Here is a 1,157-nt window from a genome sequence, read left to right on the forward strand (position 1 = left end):
CCCGCTGAGGCCTTCAACGAGCAGCTATTGTTGCTCCAACAAGCCGGTGTTGCATCGACTGGTTGAGCCCGGTCAATTTCGTTCGAAGAAGATGCAGAAGGCCATCACCCGGCACGGCATGCTCGGGTCGATGGGCAGGGTCGGTGCGTGTGGTGACAACGCGGCGATGGAGAGCTTCTTCTCGCTGCTACAGAACAACGTCCTCGACCGTCGATCCTGGGCCACCAGAGACGAGCTCCGGGCCGCCATCGTGCACTGGATCGAACGGACCTACCACCGCCGCAGACGACAGGACCGCCTCGGCAGATTGACCCCCATTGAATTCGAGACCATCATCAACCACGAGGCCCCTCAGGCCGCGTGACTAACCCTGTCACCTATCCGTGCACCAGGCCCGTCCTACTTCTCGGAGTCAGGCGGCGACGACCTGGTGAGGCACGCATCTGCGGCGTACGACCTGAGCATCCTTGCTCTTATCGACAACTATCTGGATGACGAAGGGCCGGGTGTTGGGTGTCGGCTTCGTTTACTGTCGGGCGACGTTGAGATCCAAGGCGAGTCCAGTGATTCGGCGTGGCCATCCGGCGATCATGAGCCAATGGAACGAAGGTTGTTCGGCCCGGATGAACTTGACGAAGTTCTGAATGATGTTCGGTGGAAAAGCCATCATGCCCGGGCGCACTGGTTCTGGCGTGTCGAGTGTGACCAGGAGGGTGAGGTCGATTCGGGCGAGGCAGTCTGGGTCGTTGAGTACTTTGATCGACCTATTCCCGATGACCCCATATTCGATGAGCCTGACGAGTACGACCGTTTCGTTGCGGGCATTTGGAACCCGTGGCCAATTACTCCGCGAACTCGATTCGTGCTGTGGCAAGCCATGGCTATTCTTAGCTCGACCCTGGAACTGGAACTTGGCGTCTGGGATGGCACCAACGCAGCTTCGAACTCATCACATGTCATCGGGGAATTCCCGCGGTCAGTGCAATCTCAACAGCGTGACTGGTGGGTGCAGATGCTTCGATCCGGCGAGCGACTCGTCGAGGCATTACGCACCGGCGAGTCGTGGAATCCGCGCACGCCGAGATATTGTCAAGACCTGTGGATGAGCGGTTTTCAGGCGGCCTCCTGGGTGCCTGAGGTGGCGTCGGGTTCGACGA

The 1,157-nt window shown here is 59.4% G+C and carries 2 protein-coding genes; both read left to right on the top strand.

The window, feature by feature from the left end; translation table 11 throughout:
• Window positions 1-364 (top strand): integrase core domain-containing protein (locus A5788_RS18940; RefSeq protein ID WP_231895602.1); only part of this gene is annotated, 364 nt, incomplete at its 5' end.
• A 66-nt stretch (window positions 365-430) separates the two neighbouring features.
• Window positions 431-1,157: hypothetical protein (locus tag A5788_RS23900; RefSeq protein ID WP_156525557.1), on the top strand; the 727-nt coding region annotated here is incomplete at its 3' end.

Origin of the sequence: Gordonia sp. 852002-50816_SCH5313054-c, from assembly GCF_001665925.1 — a bacterium.
Classification (GTDB): Bacteria; Actinomycetota; Actinomycetes; order Mycobacteriales; family Mycobacteriaceae; genus Gordonia; species Gordonia jacobaea.